15 protein-coding genes are annotated in these 17431 nt (G+C 59.7%); 11 read left to right on the top strand and 4 right to left on the bottom strand.

What is annotated here, in order from left to right:
- Positions 1 to 32 precede the first annotated feature (32 nt).
- Together hemF and aroE are read left to right on the top strand one after the other, a co-directional pair.
- The gene (gene hemF / locus ASD60_RS12180) at positions 33 to 947 is read left to right on the top strand and encodes an oxygen-dependent coproporphyrinogen oxidase (protein WP_056854239.1); all 915 of its coding nucleotides are present in this window, start codon (positions 33 to 35) and stop codon (positions 945 to 947) included.
- Positions 948 to 960: 13 nt separating this feature from the next.
- Positions 961 to 1782, top strand: coding sequence for a shikimate dehydrogenase (aroE, locus tag ASD60_RS12175; RefSeq protein WP_056854238.1), 822 nt, complete (start codon positions 961 to 963; stop codon positions 1780 to 1782).
- A gap of 127 nt (positions 1783 to 1909) precedes the next feature.
- Here aroE and ASD60_RS12170 read toward each other — a convergent pair whose 3' ends face one another.
- The 3 genes from ASD60_RS12170 to betC form a co-directional block, all read right to left on the bottom strand.
- Positions 1910 to 3478, bottom strand: coding sequence for a SulP family inorganic anion transporter (locus tag ASD60_RS12170; RefSeq protein ID WP_056854237.1), 1569 nt, complete (start codon positions 3476 to 3478; stop codon positions 1910 to 1912).
- A gap of 277 nt (positions 3479 to 3755) precedes the next feature.
- Positions 3756 to 4673, bottom strand: coding sequence for a choline ABC transporter substrate-binding protein (gene choX, locus ASD60_RS12165; RefSeq protein WP_056854236.1), 918 nt, complete (start codon positions 4671 to 4673; stop codon positions 3756 to 3758).
- 16 nt (positions 4674 to 4689) lie between these two features.
- Positions 4690 to 6204, bottom strand: coding sequence for a choline-sulfatase (gene betC / locus ASD60_RS12160; RefSeq protein WP_056854235.1), 1515 nt, complete (start codon positions 6202 to 6204; stop codon positions 4690 to 4692).
- Between the two features lie 114 nt (positions 6205 to 6318).
- On the opposite strand from betC, the gene ASD60_RS12155 reads away from it, so the two are divergent.
- Complete coding sequence (locus ASD60_RS12155) at positions 6319 to 7269, top strand: choline sulfate utilization transcriptional regulator (RefSeq protein WP_056854234.1); 951 nt, start codon at positions 6319 to 6321, stop codon at positions 7267 to 7269.
- Here ASD60_RS12155 and ASD60_RS12150 read toward each other — a convergent pair.
- A complete protein-coding gene (locus tag ASD60_RS12150; RefSeq protein WP_056854233.1) occupies positions 7266 to 7928 on the bottom strand; it encodes an NAD(P)-dependent oxidoreductase in 663 nt (220 codons plus the stop codon). The two genes, ASD60_RS12155 and ASD60_RS12150, sit on opposite strands and share 4 nt — an antisense overlap.
- Before the next feature lie 86 nt (positions 7929 to 8014).
- Here ASD60_RS12150 and ASD60_RS12145 point away from each other — a divergent pair, with 86 nt between their 5' ends.
- The 8 genes from ASD60_RS12145 to ASD60_RS12110 all read left to right on the top strand — a co-directional run bounded on the left by ASD60_RS12145 (position 8015) and on the right by ASD60_RS12110 (position 17430).
- Positions 8015 to 8341, top strand: a complete 327-nt coding sequence (locus ASD60_RS12145; protein ID WP_056854232.1) for a DOPA 4,5-dioxygenase family protein — start codon at positions 8015 to 8017, stop codon at positions 8339 to 8341.
- A 377-nt stretch (positions 8342 to 8718) separates the two neighbouring features.
- Positions 8719 to 10026 (top strand): CitMHS family transporter, encoded by a 1308-nt coding sequence (locus ASD60_RS12140; RefSeq protein ID WP_056854231.1) that lies wholly within the window; start codon positions 8719 to 8721, stop codon positions 10024 to 10026.
- An 84-nt stretch (positions 10027 to 10110) separates the two neighbouring features.
- Positions 10111 to 10878 carry a TerC family protein gene (locus ASD60_RS12135; RefSeq protein ID WP_056854230.1) on the top strand — a complete coding sequence of 256 codons (768 nt, stop codon included), beginning with the start codon at positions 10111 to 10113 and terminating at the stop codon, positions 10876 to 10878.
- Positions 10879 to 11230: 352 nt separating this feature from the next.
- The gene (locus tag ASD60_RS12130) at positions 11231 to 12889 is read left to right on the top strand and encodes a Na/Pi cotransporter family protein (RefSeq protein ID WP_056854229.1); all 1659 of its coding nucleotides are present in this window, start codon (positions 11231 to 11233) and stop codon (positions 12887 to 12889) included.
- A 56-nt stretch (positions 12890 to 12945) separates the two neighbouring features.
- The gene (locus tag ASD60_RS12125; protein ID WP_056854228.1) at positions 12946 to 14322 is read left to right on the top strand and encodes a M16 family metallopeptidase; all 1377 of its coding nucleotides are present in this window, start codon (positions 12946 to 12948) and stop codon (positions 14320 to 14322) included.
- A gap of 75 nt (positions 14323 to 14397) precedes the next feature.
- Positions 14398 to 15426 carry a DUF5924 family protein gene (locus tag ASD60_RS12120; protein ID WP_056854227.1) on the top strand — a complete coding sequence of 343 codons (1029 nt, stop codon included), beginning with the start codon at positions 14398 to 14400 and terminating at the stop codon, positions 15424 to 15426.
- Positions 15427 to 15481: 55 nt separating this feature from the next.
- Positions 15482 to 16630, top strand: a complete 1149-nt coding sequence (locus ASD60_RS12115; RefSeq protein ID WP_056854226.1) for an ABC transporter permease — start codon at positions 15482 to 15484, stop codon at positions 16628 to 16630.
- Positions 16627 to 17430, top strand: coding sequence for an ABC transporter ATP-binding protein (locus ASD60_RS12110; RefSeq protein WP_056854225.1), 804 nt, complete (start codon positions 16627 to 16629; stop codon positions 17428 to 17430). The genes ASD60_RS12115 and ASD60_RS12110 overlap by 4 nt, the downstream gene beginning before the upstream one ends.
- Position 17431: the final 1 nt, after the last annotated feature.

Below are 17431 nucleotides of genomic sequence, written 5' to 3'. Positions count from 1 at the left end.
CCGCGTAGCTTTGCCCGATCCAAGGTGATGCCATGACTACCCGCACCGAGGCCGTAAAAGCCTATCTGCTCGACCTGCAAGACCGTATTTGTGCTGCCCTGGAAGCCGAAGACGGTGGCACGCACTTCGTCGAAGACGCCTGGACCCGGCCTGCCGGCGGTGGTGGACGTACGCGGGTGATCGAAAACGGCACGGTCATTGAAAAGGGCGGCGTCAACTTTTCCCATGTCTTTGGCAGTGGCCTGCCACCGTCCGCCAGCGCCCATCGTCCGGAACTGGCCGGCCGTGGCTTCGAAGCGCTCGGCGTGTCGCTGGTGATCCATCCGCACAACCCGCACGTGCCGACTTCCCACGCCAACGTACGTTTTTTCATCGCTGAAAAAGAAGGTGAAGAACCGGTCTGGTGGTTCGGCGGCGGTTTCGACCTGACGCCCTACTACGGCAATGAAGAAGACTGCGTGCACTGGCACCGCGTGGCCGAGCAGGCTTGCGCGCCGTTCGGTGCGGACGTCTACCCGCGTTACAAGGCCTGGTGCGACAGCTACTTCCACATCAAGCATCGCCACGAACCACGGGGCATTGGCGGTCTGTTTTTCGATGACTTGAACGAGTGGGACTTCGACACCAGCTTCGCGTTCATGCGAGCTATCGGCGATGCATACATCGATGCCTACCTGCCGATCGTGCAGCGTCGCAAAAACGACACGTTCAGTGCGAAACAACGGGAGTTCCAGGAATACCGTCGTGGCCGTTACGTCGAGTTCAACCTGGTCTATGACCGTGGCACGCTGTTCGGCCTGCAATCGGGCGGTCGCACGGAGTCGATCCTGATGTCCCTGCCGCCGCAAGTGCGTTGGGGTTACGACTGGAAAGCCGAACCGGGCAGCGAAGAAGCGCGCCTGACCGAGTATTTCTTGCAGGATCGCGATTGGTTGGCCAAGGCCTGAACGAGGAATGTAGATGGACCGTTATGTTGTATTCGGTAACCCGATTGGCCATAGCAAGTCACCGTTGATCCATCGTCTGTTCGCCGAGCAGACCGCGCAGCGCCTCGACTACAGCACATTGCTGGCGCCTTTAGACGATTTTTCCGACTGCGCGCGGGCTTTTTTCCTCGAAGGCCGGGGGGCGAATGTGACGGTCCCGTTCAAGGAAGAAGCCTTTCGCCTTGCCGATAGCCTGACTGCGCGAGCGCAGCGGGCCGGCGCGGTGAATACCTTGAGCAAAATGGCCGATGGCAGTCTGCTGGGAGACAACACCGATGGCGCCGGCCTGGTGCGGGACCTGACCGTCAACGCCGGGTTCAGCCTCAAGGGCAAACGCATCCTGTTACTCGGTGCCGGTGGTGCTGTGCGCGGTGCTCTGGAGCCCTTGCTCGCCGAGCAGCCGGCGTCGGTGATCATCGCCAACCGCACCGTAGACAAGGCCGAACTGCTGGCGGAACTGTTCTGCGATTTGGGGCCGGTCTCGGCGAGCGGTTACGACTGGTTGCAGGAATCTGTGGACCTGATCATCAATGCCACCTCTGCCAGCCTGACAGGGGACGTTCCGCCGATCGCCAGCAGCCTGATCGAACCAGGCAAAACCGTGTGCTACGACATGATGTACGGCAAGGAGCCGACTTCATTCTGCCGCTGGGCCAGCGAACACGGCGCAGCGGTATCGATGGACGGGTTGGGGATGTTGGCCGAGCAAGCGGCAGAAGCGTTCTACCTGTGGCGCGGTGTACGTCCGGATACTGCGCCGGTGCTGGCCGAGTTGCGCCGACAACTGGCGCTGTAATTCTTTGTGGCGAGGGAGCTTGCTCCTGCTGGGTTGCGTAGCGACCCTTAAAATCTGCGGGCGCTTCGCTCCCGAGCGCGAGCAAGCTCCCTCGCCACAGGGATTGGTGTTTTAGCCAAGAATTTGTTCAATCTTCAAATCGGATCGGGCATTTCTCCGGTCCCTCAAGCTTCCTCAACTCTTCCACCACCTGCGGCCGCGCCTGGCGCAAGGTCAGGCTGCGATCCTGGCGCAGCAAGCGCCGGGCTTCCTGATGCAGCATTTCCACCCCTGAATAGTCGATGAAATTGATCTGCTGCGCCTCGATCACCACGCGCGCACCGTGCATGCGTTGCAGGCGCACCTGCAGGTAATGGCTGGCGCCGAAGAAAATCGAGCCGCCGACCCGCAGAATGTCTTCATCGCCGTCGCGTACATGTTGTACCCGCGGTTGCGACGTTCGCTTGAGGTAAAAAAACAGTGACGCCAGCACGCCAGCGTAAATTGCTGTCTGCAACTCCAGCAGCAGCGTGGCGACACAGGTCAGGGCCATGACCACGAACTCGGCGCGACTCACCCGCAACAACGCGCGAATGCCGCGATGGTCCACCAGGCCCCAGGCGATCAACAGAATACTACCGGCCATGGCCGGGATCGGGATGTGCGCAATCAAACCTGCGCCAAAAATCGCAAACAACGCCACCCACATCGCCGAAAAAACCCCGGCCAACGGCGAGCAGGCCCCGGCTTCGTAACTCAACCCGGAGCGGGTGAACGAGCCGGCTGACAGCGATCCGGAAAAAAACGCACCGACAATATTCGACAGGCCTTGGGCGCGAACTTCCTGGTTAGCGTCGAGTAGTTGCTGCGAACGTGCAGAGATCGAGCGGGCAATCGACAGGCTTGTCACCAGCCCGAGCATGCCAACGGCCACGGCGCTGGGCAGCAGGCGCAGGATCAAATCGAGATCCAGTGGCAACGGACTGAAGGGCGGTAACTTACCGGTGAACGCGCTGACCAGTTGCACATGACCAAACATGGTTGGCCACAGCCAGACCAGCAATGCGCCCAGCACCAGTGTGATCAACAGCGTTGGCCAACGTGGCAGCCACAGCTTGAGGAACACCCCCACCACCACCGTCGCCAGACCCAACGCCAGCGAGGCCTTGTCCACTTCGCCGAGATGGCGCAATAAAGTGATGAAACTGTCCAGGGCGGTGGCCTGACTCGGCAAGTCCAGCCCCAGCAGATTGGGTAGTTGACCGACGGCAATCACTACCGCCGCACCGAGGGTAAAGCCGAGCACCACCGAATGGGAGACGAAATTCACCAGCGCGCCAAAGCGCAGCAACCCCAGCAGCCACTGGAATACCCCCGCCAGGAAAGTCAGCAACAGGATCACCGTGACGTAGTCCTGTGTCGCCGGCACGGCCAGAGGACTGACGCTGGCATACAAGACAATGGAGATCGCGGCCGTAGGACCGCAGATCAAATGCCACGACGAACCCCAAAGACAAGCGATCAACACCGGGATGATAGCCGCGTACAGCCCGTATTCCGGTGGCAGACCGGCGATCAGTGCGTAGGCAATGGATTGCGGCAACGCAAGAATCGCACCGCTGAGGCCGACGATCAGGTCGCGGCCGACGCTGGCTCGGGTTTGCCGGGGCAGCCAGGTGAGGAAGGGAAAAAGTGAATGGCGGCTTGGCAGGGCCATGGGGCCTCTCGGTCGGGGGTTTGCGCAAGGGTAGCAGGACGCACAATCATTTGTGGCGAGGGAGCTTGCTCGCGCTCGGGTGCGAAGCGCCCGCAGGTTTCAGGGCCGCTGCGCAGCCCAGCGGGAGCAAGCTCCTCGCCACAGAGGATGATCGTTCCCACGCTCCGCGTGGGAACGCCTCAAGGGACGCTCCGCGTTCCAGCTCTCGAAAGGGACGCAGAGCGTCCCGGGCTGCATTCCCACGCGGAGCGTGGGAACGATCATCAACAGAGGATCTCTACAACTTGGCTTTGACTGCCGGCAATGCATCCTTGCCGTCCACGGTTTTCACGCCATCCAGCCATTTATCCAGCACCGCCGGGTTGGCCTTGATCCACGCTTTGGCGGCGTCGGCATTGCTGATCTTCTTGTTCACCACCTCGGCCATGATGCTGTTTTCCATGTCCTGAGTGAACGTCAGGTTGGTCAGCAATTTCCCAACGTTAGGGCAGGCCTGTGCATAACCTTTGCGGGTCAGGGTGTGGACGCTGCCGGTGTCGCCGAAATACTTCTCGCCGCCCTTCAGATAATGCATTTTCAGCTGCACGTTCATCGGGTGCGGCGTCCAGCCGAGGAAGGTCACGAACTTCTGTTTCTTCACTGCGCGCGACACTTCGGCCAACATCGCTTGCTCGCTGGACTCGACCAATTTCCACTGGCCCATGTCGAAATCGTTTTTCTTGATGATCTCTTGCAGCGAGATGTTTGCCGGTGCACCGGAACCGATGCCGTAGATTTTGCGATCAAACTTGTCGGCGTGTTTGTTCAGGTCGGCAAAGTTATGCACACCCGCGTCCCAGACGTAGTCCGGAACGGCGAGGGTGAACTCGGTGCCATCGAGATTCTTCGCTAACTGCGTGACATCGCCCGTGGCGACGAATTTGTCGTAGAAGCCCTGCTGCGCCGGCATCCAGTTACCCAGAAACACATCGACCTGGCCGTCCTTGAGCCCGCCGAAGGTAATCGGCACCGCGAGGGTGTCGACTTTGGCCTTGTAACCCATGCCGTCCAGGAGAAACCCGGTGATGGCGTTGGTCGCGGCGATGTCGCTCCAGCCCGGGTCGGCCATTTTCACCGTCTCGCATTGATCGGCGAACGCCGATGCACTGCCCAGAGCCAGGAGCCCGACCGTCAGTACTGTGGATAACCTTTGCATGGACTTCCCCTTAACATTATTGGTTTTGGCAGGGTTGTGGATAACGTGCTTTACGCTCCAGATCGTCGAGGTCGATATGGTTACGCATGTACTGCTGACTGGCGTCTACCAGTGGCTGGTGATCCCAGCTCTTCAGCTTGCCGATGGTCAGGGCATCGGCGACGAAACGCCGGCGCCGTTGGCTTGCGAGCACCTGTTGATGGATCGCCGGAATATCCCATTTGGCCCGCGCTTCGGCGAGAAAGTCGTCAAACAGCTGGCGATGCTGCGGCGACTGGCTCAGTTCTTCCAGTTCGCGCGGATCATTGTGTACGTCGAAGAGTAGGCAAGGGTCGTCTTCGCTGTAGATGAATTTGTAAGCGCCGCGGCGAATCATCATCAGCGGGCTGATGGTGCCTTCTGCCATGTATTCGCCAAACACTTCGTCATGACCGCCCTGCCCTTGCAGATGTGGGACCAACGAGCGGCCATCGAGCGGCAGGCCTGGCTCCAAGGAGCCGCCCGCGAGTTCGACGAAGGTCGGCAGCAAGTCGGCGGTCGAGACCGAGGCACTGACACGGCTCGCGCCGAATTGCCCGGGAGCACTTATCAACAGGGGCACGCGGGCGGCCATTTCATACCAGTGCATTTTGTACCAGAGCCCGCGCTCGCCGAGCATGTCGCCATGGTCGCCGGAGAAGACAATGATGGTATCGTCGATCAGGCCGGTATCTTCGAGTGTTTGCAGGAGTTTGCCGACGTTACTGTCGATATAGCTGCAAGCACCGAAATAGGCACGGCGTGCATCGCGGATCTTATCCACAGGCAAGGGTTTATCCCACAGGTCGTAAACCTTGAGCAAACGCTGGGCATGCGGATCGAGTTCGTGCTGGTCCGGTGTTATTGGCAACGGAATGTCGGCATCGTCGTACAGATCCCAGAAAGCTTTGGGAATGGTGTACGGATCGTGTGGGTGGGTCATTGAAACAGTCAGGCAGAACGGCTGGTCGCCATCCTCGCGAATGTGATCGAACAGGTATTGCTGGGCCTTGAACACCACCTCTTCGTCGAAATCCAGTTGATTGGTGCGCACGCACGGCCCCGCCTGCAGTACCGACGACATGTTGTGATACCAGGTCGGACGCACGTCCGGCTCGTCCCAATTCACTGCCCAGCCGTAGTCGGCCGGATAGATATCGCTGGTCAGACGTTCTTCGTAACCGTGCAGTTGATCCGGACCGCAGAAGTGCATCTTGCCTGACAGTGCGGTGCGATAGCCAAGTCGACGCAGGTAGTGGGCATAGGTCGGTACATCGGCCGGAAAATCCGCCGCGTTGTCGTAGGCGCCGATCTTGCTCGGCAATTGGCCGCTGACCAGGGTAAAACGCGACGGTGCGCACAACGGGCTGTTGCAGTAGGCGGCGTCGAAAACCACGCCTTGTGCGGCGAGGCGGCTCAAATTCGGCAACTTGATGGGCGATGGGCCGTAGAACGGCAACATTGGCGCGGCCATTTGATCGGCCATGATGAAAAGAATGTTCTTGCGCTTCATGTGATCGCGGCATTCCATAGTGGATGTTTATGCGAGAGTGCTGGGATCGAGGATGTAACCCATGCACCTTGCGGTAAAGCCCACGCGCAGCAATGACTAGGATAAGCACAGCTTATGTATGACGCCCTTGGTGACCTGTCTCTGGATTTACTTCGCGCGTTCGAAGCCGCGGCCCGTCAACGCAGCTTCACGGCTGCCGCCAATGAACTGGGCACTACCCAACCCGCCATCAGCCAGCAAATCAAGCGGCTGGAAGAACAGTTGGCCACACGTCTGTTCGACCGCATTTACCGCGGTATCGAGCTGACCGAGGCCGGAATGATCCTTTTCGAGCAAGTTCAGCTTGGATTGCAGAATATCGATGCAGGTTTGAGTGCGATCAGCGCACAGCAGCAACACGAAGTGTTGCAAGTGGCGACCGATTTCGCTTTTGCTGCCTACTGGCTGATGCCGCGCCTGCACCGTTTTCACGCGGCCAATCCGCACGTGGATGTCAGCCTGGTCACCAGCGAGCGCAGCCACAATATGCTGCGTACGGATATCGATGTGGCGGTGTTATTCGGCGATGGCCGCTTCAAGCAGGGTGAAAGCCATTGGTTGTTCAGCGAAGAAGTATTCCCCGTGTGCAGCCCTCAGCTTCTGAATGAGCGTGCCCTGCCCTTGCCTGCCCAGTGTTTGTTGGAGTTCCCACTGTTGCACCTGCGCGGCGAGAACAGCAGTAACTGGTTTGACTGGAGCGGAGTGTTTCGAGAATTGGGCATCACTTCGCCCCCGGCCCCCGGCCAGTTGCGCTTCGACAACTACACCCTGTTGATACAAGCCGCGATTGGTGGTCAGGGCGTCGCCATTGGCTGGCGACACCTTGTGGATAACTTGCTGACGCAAGGCTTGTTGTGTCGCCCGATTGCACAAACAGTGATTTCACGCTTGGGCTATTACGTGGTTCTGCCGCAACGCAAACGGCGTGGTGCGTTGATTCAACAGTTCGTCGACTGGTTGATGGAAGAACAGGCCAGTAGCGCGCAATCGCTGAACGGGATGGCGCTGCCCTCCATAGCGGTCTAGCTGTCTGCGGCGATGAAATTGACGTGCTCACCAATGTGCAAATTCAGCTGCAGCTCATCGGCAATCCCCGTGGCAGTGCGGGCCAGGCGTGCGAGCGGTTCGGCCAGGCCCGGTTCAAGGTTGCCGCCAGTCTGGCTGAAATGCTCGATGGTCAGACCGGCCACTCCCCGTGGCGCGTTCACCAAAGTCCAATGCAACGTGCTGCTTTGCAGTGCTTCGCGGATCTCTTCGGCGGCATGACGTTCCAGGTCGTCTTCTAATTCGGGATCATCGAGTACTTCGAAATCCCCCACCACGAACAAACGGGCAATGCCCGCCGCCTGCATGCCCTCGATCAATGCATCCACTGCCAGCACTTGCTCGACCGGACCCGGCACGATGGATTTTTCCACATGCTCACTGTTGAACGGCAGGCCAGGCGCATCTAACAAGCAAATGACCGCCGAACTGCCTGCCACACTTTGTTTCACCCTTTGAGCTGCGAAAAGATCGCCGGTCTTGGTGCGCAATCCCGGACGCGGCGCCAGCGCCGTCAGGTCGTCGAGAATCGCGATGACTTCGTGTTGGCGCCGCAGCATTTCAGCCATCAGCGCACTGCCCAGGCTACTCATGGCACCATAAAGCACCACTTTCACCACCGGGGTCTCGGCATTCTTCATGGCTGAACTCCCTTGTTTTCCCGCGTATATGGCGTACGACCTGCGGGAAACGGTGAGGGTTCTACCGGGTTTCAGAGGGATTACCCATGCAACGGATCAAGGGCTATCACGCCCACGTGTATTTCGATGCCAGTTCCATCGATCAGGCGCGGGCCTTGTGCGAGCAAGCTGCGCAATTGTTCCCGCTGAAAATGGGTCGCGTGCACGAACGCCCGGTCGGCCCGCATCCGGACTGGAGTTGCCAACTGGCGTTCGGACCGCAACTGATCGGCGAAGTGCTGCCGTGGCTGGCGCTCAACCGCAAGGGCTTGGTGGTGTTCCTGCACCCGGACACCGGCGACGATCTGCTTGACCACAGCGAGCATGCGATCTGGATGGGGGCCATTCGTCCGCTCAATCTGTCTGTTTTTTGATCAGAGCGTTTCTTCGCCTTCGCCTTCACCTCGCAAGTGCTTGCGCAGAGTGCTGTTCTGCCGGGGGCTCGCGAAGGCCGCCCTTTGGTCCTGGCCCCGTCCGACGACCGGTTACACATCCGGTCAATGCTTTCATTGCCGAAAGCTGGCTGAAAGCTTCCCCGATTAGGATCGCCCCACTACCGGCAACAGACCGGTCGGCCAATGCCAGCGTTTTATCGCTCGCACAGCCCATTTAACAACAACAATGGTGACCCTGATGTCCTTTGAAACCCGCCGCTTCGCCGCCACTCCGCCCGTACGTCTCGTGCTTCCCGTTCTGCGCTGACCCACCCGGTTCGCCCATTCCCTAGCCGCGCTACGCCTGGAGTATTCCCATGCTGACTTTCCTTGGCTTCGCCATGGTCATCACGTTCATGTTCCTGATCATGACCAAGCGCCTGTCTGCGCTGATTGCCCTGATCATCATTCCAATCGTCTTCGCCTTGTTTGGCGGTTTCGGCCCGAAAATCGGCCCGATGATGCTCGAAGGCATCACCAAGCTTGCGCCGACCGGCGTGATGTTGATGTTCGCGATTCTGTACTTCGCCCTGATGATCGACTCCGGCCTGTTCGACCCGGCCGTGCGCAAGATCCTGAAAATGGTCAAGGGCGATCCGCTGAAAGTTTCAGTCGGCACCGCTGTACTGGCGCTGGTCGTTTCCCTCGATGGTGACGGCGCGACCACCTACATGATCTGCGTGGCCGCCATGTTGCCACTCTACAGCCGCATCGGCATGAGCCCGCGGATCATGGCCGGCCTGATCATCCTCGCCGGTGGCGTGATGAACATGACCCCATGGGGCGGCCCGACCGCCCGTGCCGCGAGTGCGCTGCACGTGGACCCGTCGGCGATCTTCGTGCCGATGATTCCGGCAATGGCGGCGGGTGTGGTGGCGATCCTGGCGATTGCTTACTTCTACGGCAAGCGTGAACGTGCGCGCCTGGGTGAGTTGCACTTGGTGGGCGATGAAATCGATCACAGTGAAATCAGCGTCTCGCAATTCCCTGATGCCCGTCGTCCGAAGCTGATCTGGTTCAACGGCGCCCTGACCCTGGGCCTGATGTGCACCCTGATCGCTGGCCTGTTGCCGTTGCCGGTATTGTTCATGGTGGCCTTCAGTATCGCGATGATCGTCAACTACCCATGCCTGCAACAACAGAAGGATCGCGTGGCTGCCCATGCTGGCAGCGTGCTGGCGGTGGTCGGGCTGATCTTTGCTGCCGGTATCTTCACCGGTATCCTGTCGGGCACCGGTATGGTCGATGCGATGTCGAAAAGCCTGCTGTCGGTGATTCCGGATTTCCTCGGCCCGTACCTGGCAGTCATAACGGCGCTGGTGAGCATGCCGTTCACATTCTTCATGTCGAACGATGCATTTTATTACGGCGTGTTACCGGTACTTGCCGAAGCCGCCAGCCATTACGGTATAACCGCGGTGGAAATGGCACGTGCCTCGATCGTCGGTCAGCCCGTCCACTTGTTGAGCCCGCTGGTACCATCGACTTACTTGTTGGTGGCCCTGGCCGGGATCGATTTTGGTGATCACCAGCGCTTCACCCTCAAGTGGGCAGTGCTGGTGTGTATGTGCATACTGGTTGCTGCATTGCTGATGGGGATTTTTCCGCTGTTCAGCACTCTATAAGCCCAAGACTCACCACACCGGGTCCAGGCTTCGTTTTTGAAGCCTGGGCCCGTTTTGGTTTAACAATCGCTCAAAGGAATACACATGGAATGGCTGACCAACCCTGAAATCTGGGTTGCCTTCTTCACCCTGACTGCTCTGGAAATCGTCCTGGGCATCGATAACATCATCATGATTTCGATCCTGGTCAGCCGCATGCCCAAGCACATGCAACAGCGCACGCGGATTTTCGGCCTGGCGCTGGCCATGATCACGCGGATTCTGTTGCTGCTGTCGATCACCTGGGTCATGCGCCTCACCGCCGACTTGTTCGAAGTATTCGGCCAGGGCATTTCCGGACGTGACCTGATCCTGTTCTTTGGTGGCCTGTTCCTGCTGTGGAAGAGCTCGCAAGAGATGTACCACGCACTGGAAGGTGAAGACGAAAGCAACGAAGAACCTTCGGGCAAGGGTGGCAACTTCCTCTACACCATCATCCAGATCGCGATCATCGACATCGTGTTCTCGCTGGACTCGGTGATCACCGCGGTCGGCATGGTGTCCCATGTACCGGTCATGGTGGCGGCGATCGTCGTCGCGGTTCTGGTGATGATGCTGGCCTCGGGCACCATCAGCACGTTCATCGACAAACACCCATCGCTGAAAATGCTGGCGCTGTCGTTCCTGTTGGTAGTCGGTACCGTTCTGATTGCCGAATCCCTGGATGTGCACGTGCCAAAAGGCTACGTCTACTTTGCCATGGCGTTCTCGCTGGCGGTGGAAGCGATCAACATCAAGATGCGCACCGCGATGGCGAGAAAGCGCAAGCAGCAGGATCCGGTGAAACTGCGCAAGGACATTCCGGGACAGTAACCCGGAGGGCAAAGCTCTGTGGGATAAGAGCTTTTGTGGCGAGGGAGCTTGCTCCCGCTCGACTGCACAGCAGGCGTAAACGTATCGGACTTGCCGGTTGGGGCCGCTACGCGACCCAGCGGGAGCAAGCTCCCTCGCCACAGTCACGCAGTGAACAAGGGGACCTTCGGGTCCCTTTTTCATTTTCCGCACGGAGCTGTTTTCATGACAGTTTTGTTTCAATCACGTCTTTAGCTATGCGATGCTGGCGTCCAGACCGTTAGCCAACTACAGCTTAAGTACAGAAGAAGTAGATCGTCGCGCGGCACCGTCAACTTGCTCCCTTTGGAGCGCTACACCACAGGGGGTCTGTATGCTCACCCTGCTCAATCTACTCTCCGCCGTGGCCTTGTTGATCTGGGGCACGCACATCGTCCGAACCGGCATTCTGCGGGTGTTCGGCTCCAACTTGCGCCATGTCATCGGACAGAACATGTCCAGACGCTGGCTGGCGTTCATTTCCGGAATCGTCGTCACCGCGATGGTGCAGAGCAGCAACGCCACCGCGATGCTGGTCACTTCATTTGTCGGCCAGGGCCTGATGGCGCTGACGCCGGCGCTGGCCACCATGCTTGGCGCGGATGTCGGTACGGCGCTGATGGCGCGGGTGCTGACTCTTGACCTGTCATGGCTGTCGCCGCTGCTGATTTTCCTCGGGGTGATTTTCTTTCTCTCGCGCAAACAGACCCGCCTGGGCCAGATGGGCCGTGTCGCGATCGGCTTGGGCTTGATCATCCTGGCGTTGCAGCTGATCGTCGAAGCGGCCACGCCGATCACTCATGCCCAAGGGGTGAAGGTAATCTTCGCCTCGCTGACCGGCGACATTCTGCTCGACGCCCTGGTGGGTGCGCTGTTCGCGATGATTTCCTATTCAAGCCTCGCGGCGGTGCTGCTGACCGCGACCCTGGCCGGCGCGAACGTGATCAGTCTGCCGGTGGCCATCGGCCTGGTGATCGGTGCCAACATCGGCAGCGGCATTCTGGCGTTCCTCAGCACCAGCATGCAGAACGCCGCCGGGCGCCAGGTGGCATTGGGCAGCCTGCTGTACAAACTGATCGGCCTGGTGCTGATCATTCCGGTGCTCGACCCCGTGGTGCATTGGCTCGACAGCCTCGACTTCAGCCCTCAGGAAATGGTCATCGGCTTCCACCTGCTCTACAACACGGCGCGCTGCCTGATCCTGTTGCCCAGTGTCGGGCCAATGGCGAGGTTCTGTGCCTGGGTGTTGCCGGAGCGTCCGCAAGCCAACGGCACCGCCAAACCACGGCATCTCGACCCGACGGCCTTGGCTACCCCGAGCCTGGCGTTGGCCAATGCGGCGCGGGAAACCCTGCGCATGGGCGACCTGATCGACAACATGCTCGAAGCTATGCTCGATGTGTTGCACGGCAAGCAAACCGCGGTGACTCAGGAAGTGCGTCGCCTGGCGGAAGACGTGGAATCGCTCTACAGCGCGATCAAGCTCTATCTGGCGCAAATGCCTCGCGAAGACCTTAGTGACCAGGACAGTCGACGCTGGGCAGAAATCATTGAATTGGCGATAAACCTGAAGCTCGCCAGTGACCTGATCGAGCGCATGCTGCGCAAGGTGCAGCAGCAGAAAACCTCGCAACGCCGGTCGTTTTCCGAGGTGGGCCTGGAGGAGTTGGCGGGGTTGCACAGCCAATTGATTGCCAATTTGCGCCTGGGCTTGTCGGTGTTCCTCAGCGCCGACCCGGAAAGCGCTCGTCAATTGGTCCGTGAGAAACGTCGCTTTCGCGCACAGGAGCGGCGCATGGCCCATGCTCATGTCAGCCGTTTGCAACGCAAGATCGTGCAAAGTCTCGAGACCAGTTCGTTGCACCTGGAGTTGATCGCCGACATGAAACGTCTGAATTCGCTGTTTTGCAGCAGCGCCTACGTAGTGCTGGAAACGTCCGACACCGGAGCGCTGGTTGTCGACGATATGACTGACATCACGCATTCTCCCTGAACGTCCACAGTGGCCTGAAGTCTGTTGAACTCACGCTAGCCGTATGGAAGCTCGTTATGCGTTGCCTGTTGTTCGCCTGTTTGTTGCTCGGCTCATTCCCGTCGTTTGCCCTGGATCGCTTCCAGGTCGAGGGTTATACCCTGCGCAACGGTCTGCAAATTCTGCTCAAACCCGGTGCCGAACGCGGGCATGTGGCAATCCGGCTGGTAGTCGGCGTCGGCATTGATGATTTCGGCTGCGCTGACAAAGAGTTGCCACATCTGCTCGAGCATCTGCTGTTCAGCGGTATCGACGCCAGCGGCGAAGGCGGGCTTGAAGAGCGCATGCAAGCGCTGGGCGGTGAGTGGAATGCGTTCACCAGCAACGCCGACACCACGTTCGTGATCGAAGCCCCGGCGAAGAATCAGCGCAAAGTCCTCGACCTGCTGCTGGCATTGCTGACCCAGACTCACTTCGACGACAACGCCATCAACGCGGCCAAACAAGTGGTCGAGCGCGAAGACGGCGGTCACTACTCGCATTTGCAACGCTGGCTGGATCGCCAGGACCTGGGTCACACCGCCAGCAAGCAACTGGCCGTGGAATTGGGCCTGAAATGCTCCGAGCGCGCCGAAGTCGATCAGTTGACCCGCGAGCAGTTGGAGAAAGTCCGCAAGGATTGGTACGCGCCCAACAACATGACGCTGATCGTGGTCGGCGACCTGGATCGCTTGCTGCCGGCCTATCTGGAACGCACCTACGGCACGCTGGTACCGATCGAGCCGGGTAATCATCCGCCGCTGCCGCAAATCCAGGCCAGCGCGGCCCACGAGCGCGTGCTGACACGCGGCTTCGTCGGGGGCGGGGCCAAGCTGCATTGGCTGGTACCGGAACCGGTGCTGGAGGATCAGCATGACGAAACCTTCGACCTGCTCAAGGACTATCTGGACTGGGCGCTGTATCGCCAACTGCGGCTGGCGCACAGCTTGTCATACGGCCCATGGGCCGAGCGTGAGGTATTCGGCGGGGTTGGTTTCATGAGCCTCAACGCCGACCTTGAGCGTGACGACGTAGCCGAGGCCCTGACGGTGCTGGATGAATTGAAGGCGCAATTACTCAAGGACGGCCTCAACGCTGAGACCTTCAACCGTCTCAAGCAAGCCGCTATCGCCCGTCAATCCTGGGCCGTGCAAGGCAACAGCGCGCTGGCCGATTACTATTGGAGCGCGTTGGGAGACTATCAGGACGGCCGTTTCGCCAACCCCGCCAAGGAACTGCAAGCGGTATCACTGGCTGAAGCGAACAAGGCGATGCGCGAGCTGCTCCTGCAACCGGGTTACGTGCGGATCGAAAAGCCGTTGCTCAGTGATGACCAAGTGTTGTGGGTAATGGGAGGGGTATTGGGTTTGCTGGTGTTGAGCCTGGCAGCCTGGCGCTTGCATCGCAGAAAATAGCGCTTACCCTCGCCACGTCGTCGTGCCGGCGGTAACCTGTTTGAGATTTTTCCTACGACTAATGTGAATCGCCGAATGTCGACTCTGACCCTTTTTGTACAGCGCATCCTCGAGCTGATGAAGCGCTACCCCGGGGTCATTGCGCTCGGTGGTTTTGTTTCCGGGGTCGGCAGCTTCATTCTGGTCGACCGTCAGCAGGGCTTGGCCAGCTGGATCACCACCATCATGCTGATCAGCTGGATCTGGCTGATGCTGGAAAATAGCCTGACCAAGCTGTTCACGCGGATCTTCAAGCGGGAAATTCCTCAGCCGTTGCTGCGTTACGCGACGCAGATGATCCATCAGGAAAGCCTTTTTTTCGTTCTGCCGTTCTTTTTCATCACCACCACCTGGAACAGCGGCCAGTTGTTCTTCACCGGGTTGCTCGGCATCGCCGCACTGATCTCCATCGTCGACCCGCTTTACTACAAATGGCTGGCGCCGCGACGCTGGGCGTTCCTCGCGCTGCATACGCTGACATTGTTCGCCGCCCTCCTCACCGCGTTGCCGGTGATCATGCACCTGACCACCTCGCAAAGTTTCAAATGGGCGCTGGGTATTGCCGTATTGCTGTCGTTCCCGAGCCTGGCGTCGATTTTTCCGATTCGCACCGTGCGCAATGCGCTGGCGATCCTGAGCATCACCATCGGGATCGGCGGTGTCGGTTGGGTGTTGCGCTCATGGGTGCCGCCAGCGACCTTGTGGATGACCGACGTGGCCATCAGCACGCAAATGCAAGATCGCACGCCAGGCGCCAGTCTCGAAGAAGTCAGTGCCGAGCAGATTCGCGGCGGTGGCCTGTATGCCTACACCGCGATCAACGCGCCGCGTGGCCTGGACGAGCGGATTTATCATGTGTGGCAGTTCAACGGCAAAGAGGTCGACCGCATTCCGCTGGACATCCACGGTGGGCGCAAGGAAGGCTATCGGGCCTGGACTCACAAACAGAACTTCCCCGGCAATCCGGCAGGCAAATGGCAGGTCCGGGTACTTACCGAAGACGGCCAGCTGATCGGCGTATTGCGCTTCAAAGTGAAGGACAGCACACCGGCCAAAGAAAAGTGAGGCCGTTCGTGGTATTACGTAAGTCAGCGTAAATAGCCGAAAAAGCACGGAGCTTATGACCAGCAGCACATTGGCCGGCAATGCCCATCTGGACACCTCGCTCGCCCCCGCCCGGATCCGGGTGACCGGGGACTGGACGCTTGCCCATTACGCCGACCTCAAGCGCCTGAGCGAAAAGCTTGAAGGCCAATACGATGCCAGCACCCACATCGACCTCAACGGTCTCGGCGCCCTGGATACCGCCGGCGCTTCATTGCTGGTGGAACTGCTGGGCTCCGAGCGTCTGGGGCGATCCGCCGAACACCCTGATTGCACCCTCTCCTCTGCCGACCGTGCGTTGCTGCAAACCGTCTACCAGTCGCTGACCGATTTCTGTGTGCCGGTCAAGGAGCCGGAAATCAGCGTCGGCATTCAACTGTTGACCCGCATTGGCCGCGCGGTGGACGCAGTCTGGCAGGACACCCTGCAACTGCTGGGTTTCGTCGGACTGATTCTGGAAACCCTCGTCCGTGGCCTGTTCCGCCCCAAACGCTGGCGCATCACGCCAATGGTCGCGCACATCGAGCAAACCGGTCTCGATGCCGCGCCCATCGTTGCCTTGCTGACGTTTCTGGTGGGCGCCGTCGTTGCGTTTCTCGGGGCGACCGTGCTGACCACGTTCGGTGCCAGCGTCTTCACGGTGGACCTGGTGGCATTCGCCTTCCTGCGGGAATTCGGCGTGCTGCTGACTGCGATTCTCATGGCCGGGCGTACGGCCAGTGCGTTCACTGCGCAGATCGGTTCGATGAAGGCCAACGAGGAAATCGACGCCATTCGCACCCTCGGTCTCGATCCGATGGAATTACTGGTGGTGCCGCGTGTGCTCGCCCTGCTGGTCTCGTTGCCAATGCTGACCTTTCTGGCGATGGTTTCGGGGATTGTCGGTGGCGGCGTGGTGTGTGCGGTGTCGCTGGATATCTCGCCGGCAATGTTCCTTTCGCTGCTGCAATCGGACATCGGTGTTCAGCACTTTCTGGTGGGGATGGTCAAAGCGCCGGTGTTCGCGTTCCTGATTGCCGCTATCGGCTGCCTGGAAGGCTTCAAGGTCAGCGGCAGCGCTGAGTCCGTCGGCGCGCATACCACGTCCAGCGTGGTGCAATCGATTTTCGTGGTGATCGTGCTCGACGCCGTGGCCGCGCTGTTCTTCATGGAGATGAGCTGGTGAGTCGTTTACCCCGAGCGCCCGCCGAGGCGGTGATTGAAGTCCGTGGGCTGTGCAATCGCTTCGGCCGCCAGAGCGTGCATGAGAACCTCGATCTGGATTTGTACAAGGGCGAAATCCTCGCCGTCGTCGGTGGCTCCGGCAGCGGCAAGTCAGTGTTGCTGCGCAGCATTGTCGGCTTGCGTCAGCCCAGCGAAGGCGTGGTCAAAGTGTTCGGGCAAAACCTGCCGACGTTGCCGGAACACGAACGCTCGCTGATTGAGCGGCGTTTTGGCGTGCTGTTTCAGAAAGGCGCCCTGTTCTCTTCCCTGACCGTGACCGAAAACGTCGCGCTGCCCCTGATCGAACACGCCGGCCTGAGCCGCGACGATGCCGAACATCTGGCCGCGGTGAAACTGGCCCTGGCCGGGTTGCCACTGTCAGCGGCGGATAAGTACCCCGCCTCCTTGTCCGGCGGGATGATCAAGCGTGCGGCGCTCGCGCGGGCCTTGGCGCTGGACCCGGACATCCTGTTTCTCGACGAACCCACCGCCGGCCTCGATCCAATTGGCGCGGCGGCGTTCGATCAGCTGATCCTGACCTTGCGCGATGCCTTGGGCCTGAGCGTGTTTCTGGTGACTCACGATCTCGACACGCTCTACACCATCACCGACCGCGTGGCGGTGCTGGCGCAGAAGAAAGTGCTGGTGGCGGATGCCATCGACAAGGTATCGGAAACCGACGACGCGTGGATTCACGAATACTTCCATGGCCCTCGCGGCCGCGCGGCACTGACGGCCGCTCAACAGCTCAACGAGGTCTGAC

Origin of the sequence: Pseudomonas sp. Root562 (assembly GCF_001427125.1) — a bacterium.
In the GTDB taxonomy this organism is placed as follows: Bacteria; Pseudomonadota; Gammaproteobacteria; order Pseudomonadales; family Pseudomonadaceae; genus Aquipseudomonas.
This window is presented reverse-complemented; position numbering and strand designations above follow the sequence as displayed.

Bases quoted from the DNA above. Each gene is read 5' to 3' on its own strand.
- hemF (WP_056854239.1), top strand. From the start codon at position 33: ATGACTACCCGCACCGAGGCCGTAAAAGCCTATCTGCTCGACCTGCAA.
- aroE (WP_056854238.1), top strand. From the start codon at position 961: ATGGACCGTTATGTTGTATTCGGTAACCCGATTGGCCATAGCAAGTCA.
- ASD60_RS12170 (WP_056854237.1), bottom strand. From the start codon at position 3,478: ATGGCCCTGCCAAGCCGCCATTCACTTTTTCCCTTCCTCACCTGGCTG.
- choX (WP_056854236.1), bottom strand. From the start codon at position 4,673: ATGCAAAGGTTATCCACAGTACTGACGGTCGGGCTCCTGGCTCTGGGC.
- betC (WP_056854235.1), bottom strand. From the start codon at position 6,204: ATGAAGCGCAAGAACATTCTTTTCATCATGGCCGATCAAATGGCCGCG.
- ASD60_RS12155 (WP_056854234.1), top strand. From the start codon at position 6,319: ATGTATGACGCCCTTGGTGACCTGTCTCTGGATTTACTTCGCGCGTTC.
- ASD60_RS12150 (WP_056854233.1), bottom strand. From the start codon at position 7,928: ATGAAGAATGCCGAGACCCCGGTGGTGAAAGTGGTGCTTTATGGTGCC.
- ASD60_RS12145 (WP_056854232.1), top strand. From the start codon at position 8,015: ATGCAACGGATCAAGGGCTATCACGCCCACGTGTATTTCGATGCCAGT.
- ASD60_RS12140 (WP_056854231.1), top strand. From the start codon at position 8,719: ATGCTGACTTTCCTTGGCTTCGCCATGGTCATCACGTTCATGTTCCTG.
- ASD60_RS12135 (WP_056854230.1), top strand. From the start codon at position 10,111: ATGGAATGGCTGACCAACCCTGAAATCTGGGTTGCCTTCTTCACCCTG.
- ASD60_RS12130 (WP_056854229.1), top strand. From the start codon at position 11,231: ATGCTCACCCTGCTCAATCTACTCTCCGCCGTGGCCTTGTTGATCTGG.
- ASD60_RS12125 (WP_056854228.1), top strand. From the start codon at position 12,946: ATGCGTTGCCTGTTGTTCGCCTGTTTGTTGCTCGGCTCATTCCCGTCG.
- ASD60_RS12120 (WP_056854227.1), top strand. From the start codon at position 14,398: ATGTCGACTCTGACCCTTTTTGTACAGCGCATCCTCGAGCTGATGAAG.
- ASD60_RS12115 (WP_056854226.1), top strand. From the start codon at position 15,482: ATGACCAGCAGCACATTGGCCGGCAATGCCCATCTGGACACCTCGCTC.